Here is a 6735-nt window from a genome sequence, read left to right on the forward strand (position 1 = left end):
CTGGCATGCTAATATAATATATTAATGCGCAAATGTATATTTCCAGGCAGGCCTTTATCTTTTGCCTTTACCAGCTTATGAAGCGGTAACGGCTGCTTCACCTGTTGACCACTATCCCATTCATCTGCACATCTGCATATTTGCACATCCGCACATCCACTAGCATTCCGGTAAGCTGATGGGGATGTTTACCGCCAGGCCGCCGTCGGAGGTTTCCTTGTACTTGGAGTTCATATCCAGGGCGGTTTCCCACATGGTTTTTACTACGGCATCCAGTGATACCTTGGCCAGCTCCGGGTTGCTTTGCAGGGCCAGCTGCGATGCAGTAATGGCTTTTATGGCGCCCATGGTGTTACGTTCAATACAGGGTACCTGTACCAGCCCGCCGATAGGATCGCAGGTAAGGCCTAAATGATGCTCCATAGCTATTTCTGCCGCCATAAGCACCTGGCGTTGGGAGCCGCCCATGCATTCTGTGAGCGCTGCCGCCGCCATGGCGGAAGATACGCCTATTTCGGCCTGGCAGCCGCCCATAGCAGCGGATATAGTGGAGCGCTTTTTAAAAATGCTGCCTATTTCCGATGCAGTAAGCAGGAACTGGATGATCTTTGACGGTTGGTAGCCGTCGCAGAAAGTGATATAATATTGCAGCACAGCAGGTATTACGCCGGCGGCGCCGTTGGTGGGGGCGGTTACTACACGGCCAAAAGAGGCATTTTCCTCGTTCACGGCCAGCGCAAAGCAGCTTACCCAATCCAGCGTATAGGCAAAATGGTTACCACCATTGCGGATAGCCATTATCCAGGAGTCGTAATCATGGTAGGTGTGGCCCTGTAACAGTTTTTTGTTCAGCGCAGCCGCCCTCCGGGCTACGTGCAGCCCCCCGGGTAGTTCGCCGGCGGCATGGCAGCCGCGGTAAATACATTCCTGCATTACCTGCCATATGCGCAGCACGCCATCTTTGGTAGCGGCTTCGGAGCGCCAGGCCTGCTCATTTTCCATTACCAGCTCGGAAATTGAGTAGCCGGTTTTAATGCACCACTGCAGCAGCTGCCGCGCAGTATCAATGGGAAAAGGCAGCTCCACGGCAGGTCCGCTGCCAGCCTGCTCCCCTTCCTTTACCACAAAGCCGCCGCCAATAGAGTACCAGGTAGATGCCTGCTGCTCGCCATTGGCAAAGGTTACCAGGAAGGTAAGCGCGTTGGGGTGGTAAGGCAGGGTTTCCTCATACAGGAAATCAATATTTTCCAGGGGATCAAAAGCTATTACATGACGGCCGTTCAGGGGCAGCTGCCGGTTACGGCGTATGTCTGCTATTTTGCTTTGTATGTTATTCACATCAAAAGTTACGGGATCATCGCCGCAAAGGCCCAGCTGCACGGCAATATCAGTACCATGGCCGTGGCCGGTTTTAGCCAGGGAGCCATACAGCAGCACGCTTACTGCTGTTACGGCAGGCAGCCGGCCGGCTGCTTCCAGCTCGCCTAAAAAACGTAATGCCGCCCGCCAGGGCCCTAAGGTATGAGAGCTGGAGGGACCAACGCCTATCTTGAAAATATCAAAAACAGAAATGCATTCCTGTGCCACTACGTAGGTGTTTAGCCTTCAAAGATAGGGGAAATGCGCTACTTAAAATCCACCAGCTCGGCTTCACACACCAGTATGGAATTAGCGGGGATATTGTTCAGTGACACGTTGCCGAAGCCCAGGTTGGAGGGGATGATCATCAGTATTTTACCGCCTTTGGTGATTTTTTGCAAGCCAATCTGCCAGCCGGCAATGTGGTCTTTCAGCTTACGGCCGTCGAAGTCGGTTACGCCAATGGAAGCATCTATAAAAGTGCCGTTCAGCAGGCGGCGGGTATAAATCATGTAAGGTACGTTCTCGAGCGTTATGCGATGGGTGCTGTCGCCATACTGGATAATCTGGTAGTACAGGCCGGAGGGGTCTTTGCGGGCCTGGATGTTGTGGTTAAAGAGGTACTGTTGTATCTGTATATCTTCCCCGCTGGCGCCATTTTCCGTATCAAAGGAGAGGGAGTTTTCCTTTTTGGTACAGCCGGCGGCCAGGCACAGGATAATAAAGCAGTAAAAACAGTTTCGTAAAGTCCACTTCATGCTAGGTAAAACGCCTTAGTAAGGGGGAATGTTACATTAAGAAAAGGTTATAAAAAAGCTCCGTTCCGCAAAACGGAACGGAGCCTATTAAAAAGGGTTTGATCCCTTTGGAACCGATTAGTAGTCCATACCCATACCGTGGCCGCCCGGCATAGCAGGGGCTGCGGCTTTAGGCTCTGGTTTGTCGGCAACCACGCATTCGGTGGTCAGCAGCATACCGGCAATGGAAGCGGCGTTTTCCAGCGCAATGCGAGAAACCTTGGTGGGGTCAATAACACCGGCAGCAATCAGGTTTTCGTAAGTTTCTGTGCGGGCATTGAAACCATAATCTCCCTTACCTTCTTTTACTTTCTGTACCACAATAGAACCTTCGATACCGGAGTTAGCGGTGATCTGGCGCAGCGGCTCTTCGATAGCGCGTTTGATGATAGCGATACCGGTTTGCTCGTCGTTGTTTTCGCCTTTCAGGCTTTCCAGTGACTCAATAGCGCGGATGTAAGCTACACCGCCGCCGGCTACGATACCTTCTTCCACAGCAGCGCGGGTTGCGTGCAGGGCATCGTCTACGCGGTCTTTCTTTTCTTTCATTTCCACTTCGGTAGCAGCGCCTACATACAGTACAGCTACACCGCCGCTTAATTTAGCCAGGCGTTCCTGTAATTTTTCGCGGTCGTAGTCAGAAGTGGTTACCTCTATCTGTGCGCGGATCTGGCTGATGCGGGCAGTAATATCTTCTTTCTTGCCTTTACCGCCAACGATGGTGGTATTGTCTTTATCGATGGTTACGGATTCTGCTTTACCCAGGTAAGTGAGGTCGGCATTTTCCAGTTTGTAACCCTGGTCTTCGCTGATCACGATACCACCGGTAAGGGTAGCAATGTCAGTGAGCATTTCTTTTCTTCTGTCGCCAAAGCCCGGAGCTTTTACTGCAGCCACCTTCAGGGTGCCGCGCAGCTTGTTCACTACCAGGGTAGCCAGTGCTTCACCTTCCAGGTCTTCAGAGATGATCAGCAGGGGAGCGCCTTGCTGTGCTACTTTTTCAAGGATGTGCAGGATGTCCTTCATGGCGCTGATCTTCTTATCATAGATCAGGATGTAGGGGTTCTGCAGCTCAACATGCATTTTTTCGCTGTTGGTAATAAAGTAGGCAGAGAGGTAACCACGGTCAAACTGCATACCTTCTACTACTTCTACGGTAGTGTCGGTGCCTTTTGCTTCTTCAACGGTGATAACGCCGTCTTTGGTCACTTTATTCATGGCTTCGGCAATCAGCTTACCGATCTCGGCGTCGTTATTAGCGGAGATAGCAGCCACCTGCTCAATCTTTTTAGTGTCGCTGCCTACCTTTTCAGATTGTTTACGCAGGCTTTCCACAACGGCTTTCACCGCTTTGTCGATACCGCGTTTCAGGTCCATCGGGTTAGCGCCTGCGGCAACGTTTTTCAGGCCTTCGCCAATGATAGACTGTGCCAGCACAGTAGCAGTGGTAGTACCGTCACCAGCCACGTCGGCGGTTTTGGAGGCTACTTCTTTTACCATCTGGGCGCCCATATTTTCAATAGCGTCTTCCAGTTCAATTTCTTTAGCTACCGTTACACCATCCTTGGTTACACCAGGAGCGCCGAATTTCTTTTCGATTACAACATTGCGGCCTTTAGGACCCAGGGTCACTTTCACTGCATCGGCCAGCACGTCAACGCCCTTCTTCATTTTGTTGCGGGCATCGGTGTTAAAGAATATTTGTTTTGCCATAATTGTAAGAGATTTTTAAAATGTTTAGAGGTGGAATTGTACTAAAATCAGCTTTTAGCTGTTGATGTTGGCATTAGCTTTCAGGATTTGCACAGGCTAACCGCTAAAGGCTACCAGCCAATGCCTGTTTTTAAACAATTGCCAGAATGTCTGATTCGCGCATAATTAAGTAATCGTCGCCTTCAAAGCTGATCTCTGTGCCGGAGTATTTACCATACAGTACAGTGTCACCTACCTTTACGGTTACAGGCTCGTCCTTTTTACCGGGACCAGCTGCTACCACTGTACCTTTTTGCGGTTTTTCTTTGGCAGTGTCGGGAATAATGATGCCACCGGCGGTTTTCTCTTCAGCGGCTGCAGGTTTCACAATTACCCTGTCAGCTAAAGGTTTAATACTTAAATTCTTAGCCATATGTGTATATTTTTTTAGAAAAGGTAAGATGAATTTTTGTGTCAGTTCCGCCCACCAGAATAATGCCAATGGGTTTTTCGGGTCAAATTTGCAGTCAGTAAGGACGGCAAATATAAGGAGGCCTGGCTTAAATGTCAATTTTTCAGAGGAAATATGACAAAGGGTCTTTTTTGCCATTATGAACTAATTGCGCTAGCTTTGCGCCCTTATTAGTTCTTGTTATACGATATAAAAGATGATCAGTAGAAGAAATATCCGGGTAAAGGTAATGCAAACCCTTTACGCCCTGGAAACCATGGAACCAGGCACTATTAAACCAGGAACGGCCACCAGCCTGTTAAAAGAAAAGCTGGACCAGACCTGCCAGATCTTTACTTACTTACTCTACTCCCTGGTGCGGGTGGCGCAATATGCAGAAATAGATGCGCAGGCCCGTGCTTCCAAACACCTGCCTACCGCAGAAGACCTGCGCGTAAGCACCAAAATAACCGGCAACGAATTTATTGACCAGATCAACAACGATAAAGGTTTCCAGGTGAACCTGGAGCAATGGAAAATGCGGCATATGCCCGACCAGGAGCTGATCCGCAAACTGTATAACAACCTGGCTGCCACCGATACCTATAAAGCCTATATTAATACCTCCGAACGTTCAAAAGCTTCTGAAAAAGAGATAGTGGAGTTTATGTACAAGCAGGTGCTCACCACCAGTGAGGCGTTTGTACAGCATATGGAGGATCATTTCCTGCACTGGGGTGATGATGCGGATATGATGGGTATTCTCATTAATAACTACATGAATAAGCCGCACCTCTTCAACTTTCTGCAGCTTATCAGCCAGGAAAAGCTGGAGTATGCCCGGGAGCTGCTGCTTACGGTAATAGATAAAAAAGATTACTGCCTGGAGCTGATAAAGCCCAAGCTGCAGAACTGGGACCCGGAACGCATTGCGGCGGTAGATATGCTGCTGATGGAAATGGGGGTGTGCGAGTTCCTTTTCTTTCCCACCATCCCTACCAAGGTTACCATTAATGAGTATATTGACCTGGCCAAGGCTTACAGCACGCCGCAAAGCGGGCAGTTTGTGAACGGCATACTGGATAATATATTAAAAGACCTTGAGCAGGCCCGGCAAATACAGAAAATTGACCGTACAAAAAAATAATTACTTTTGGGAGCGGAAAGCACAAAGCTGAAAGCAGAAAGCAAGCCACACGGTGGATATTTTAGCTTTGTGCATTGTGCTTTCCGCTTTAAGCATAAAATATGAAACAACTGTTCTATACCCTAATCAGTGCAGGTATTTTGTTCACCGCCTGCCAGTCGCAGGCTGGTAAACAGGCGGATCAGCAAACCGCTGCCAAAGCGCCTGCCGCCTATGATAGTACCAAAGGCAGTCCTGAAATCACCTTTGAGCAAACCGTGCATAACTTTGGGCAAATTACCCAGGGCGAAAAGGTGGAATATGCTTTTAAGTTCACCAACACCGGCAAGCAGGACCTGGTGATACAGGATGCAGTATCGAGCTGCGGCTGCACCGTTCCGGAATGGCCTAAGGAGCCGGTAAAACCGGGAGAAAGCGGCTACCTGAAGGTAGTATTTGATAGTCATGGTAAAGAAGGTTATACTGAAAAAGAGATCAGTATAAAAGCGAATACCAATCCTCCTTATTTACAGGGGCCGAAAATTCAGTGCACAATCGTGAAATAAATGTGCAAATGTGCAGATGAAGGAATGGATATGTAGATGGAGGAATTGAAGACGGCTTGATGAGATAATGCAATGATGATTAACAACTAAACAAATAATACGATTTACAACATGAACAACATGCTGAACATTTTGTTGATGGCATCACCGCAGGGCGGCCAGGGTGGCGGCTCTCCCATGGTGTCTTTACTGTTCTTTGCGGGTATGATAGTAGTGATGTGGCTATTTATGATCCGCCCGCAAACTAAAAAAGCTAAATTACAGAAACAATTTGGCGAAGGATTACGCGAAGGAGATAAAATAGTAACCATTGCCGGTATACATGGTAAAATCAAAAGGATCAATGACAACAATACCATACAGCTGGAAGTAAGCCCTGGTACCTTCTTTATCATTGAGCGTTCTGCCGTTAGCATGGAGTATACCCAGGCGCAGAATAAAGCTGCCGAGGAGAAAAAATAATTAATAATGAAGAATTAATAATGAAGGGATTGTGCTTTGTTTGGGAAGAAGTAGGAAGTAGGATGTAAGATTTAAGATTTAAAGATTAATGTTTGAGGGGAAAATTGGATGATGGATGTTTGAGGCAGGGATAAAACTATTCAAACTACAAATCATTATAAAGATCCCGTTCCGGTAACCGGAGCGGGATTTTTTTATGTGGATTTTTTATACCCTAACGCGGCGGTTTTCCCCGGCTCTTTTCTATGAACCACCGCACCGGTAAGCCACTTCCCCGCTATT

The 6735-nt window shown here is 48.2% G+C and carries 7 protein-coding genes; 3 read left to right on the forward strand and 4 right to left on the reverse strand.

The genetic code is table 11. From position 1 onward, the window contains the following. Positions 1-159 precede the first annotated feature (159 nt). The 4 genes from VFS25_RS19425 to VFS25_RS19440 form a co-directional block, all read right to left on the reverse strand. Positions 160-1587: an L-serine ammonia-lyase gene (locus VFS25_RS19425; protein WP_326463839.1), complete on the reverse strand. Its 1428-nt coding sequence runs from the start codon at positions 1585-1587 to the stop codon at positions 160-162. Positions 1588-1625: 38 nt separating this feature from the next. After that, complete coding sequence (locus VFS25_RS19430; protein ID WP_326463840.1) at positions 1626-2117, reverse strand: FKBP-type peptidyl-prolyl cis-trans isomerase; 492 nt, start codon at positions 2115-2117, stop codon at positions 1626-1628. Between the two features lie 117 nt (positions 2118-2234). Beyond that, on the reverse strand, positions 2235-3869 hold the full coding sequence (groL, locus tag VFS25_RS19435) for a chaperonin GroEL (RefSeq protein WP_326463841.1): 1635 nt from the start codon (positions 3867-3869) through the stop codon (positions 2235-2237). A 130-nt stretch (positions 3870-3999) separates the two neighbouring features. Beyond that, positions 4000-4281 carry a co-chaperone GroES gene (locus tag VFS25_RS19440; RefSeq protein WP_089915754.1) on the reverse strand — a complete coding sequence of 94 codons (282 nt, stop codon included), beginning with the start codon at positions 4279-4281 and terminating at the stop codon, positions 4000-4002. 235 nt (positions 4282-4516) lie between these two features. Between VFS25_RS19440 and nusB the strand changes: the two genes are divergently transcribed. The 3 genes from nusB (at position 4517) to yajC (ending at position 6453) form a co-directional block, all read left to right on the forward strand. Continuing rightward, positions 4517-5446, forward strand: coding sequence for a transcription antitermination factor NusB (gene nusB / locus VFS25_RS19445; protein WP_326463842.1), 930 nt, complete (start codon positions 4517-4519; stop codon positions 5444-5446). Between the two features lie 101 nt (positions 5447-5547). Further along, complete coding sequence (locus tag VFS25_RS19450; protein WP_326463843.1) at positions 5548-5991, forward strand: DUF1573 domain-containing protein; 444 nt, start codon at positions 5548-5550, stop codon at positions 5989-5991. A gap of 111 nt (positions 5992-6102) precedes the next feature. Next, positions 6103-6453 (forward strand): preprotein translocase subunit YajC, encoded by a 351-nt coding sequence (yajC, locus tag VFS25_RS19455; RefSeq protein WP_326463844.1) that lies wholly within the window; start codon positions 6103-6105, stop codon positions 6451-6453. The last annotated feature ends 282 nt before the right edge of the window (positions 6454-6735 follow it).

It is taken from the genome of Chitinophaga sp. (assembly GCF_035761305.1).
Taxonomy (GTDB): Bacteria; Bacteroidota; Bacteroidia; order Chitinophagales; family Chitinophagaceae; genus Chitinophaga.

Excerpts from the sequence above, each read along its gene's own strand:
- VFS25_RS19430 (WP_326463840.1), bottom strand. The coding sequence starts at position 2,117 with ATGAAGTGGACTTTACGAAACTGTTTTTACTGCTTTATTATCCTGTGC.
- VFS25_RS19450 (WP_326463843.1), top strand. The coding sequence starts at position 5,548 with ATGAAACAACTGTTCTATACCCTAATCAGTGCAGGTATTTTGTTCACC.
- nusB (WP_326463842.1), top strand. The coding sequence starts at position 4,517 with ATGATCAGTAGAAGAAATATCCGGGTAAAGGTAATGCAAACCCTTTAC.
- VFS25_RS19440 (WP_089915754.1), bottom strand. The coding sequence starts at position 4,281 with ATGGCTAAGAATTTAAGTATTAAACCTTTAGCTGACAGGGTAATTGTG.
- yajC (WP_326463844.1), top strand. The coding sequence starts at position 6,103 with ATGAACAACATGCTGAACATTTTGTTGATGGCATCACCGCAGGGCGGC.
- groL (WP_326463841.1), bottom strand. The coding sequence starts at position 3,869 with ATGGCAAAACAAATATTCTTTAACACCGATGCCCGCAACAAAATGAAG.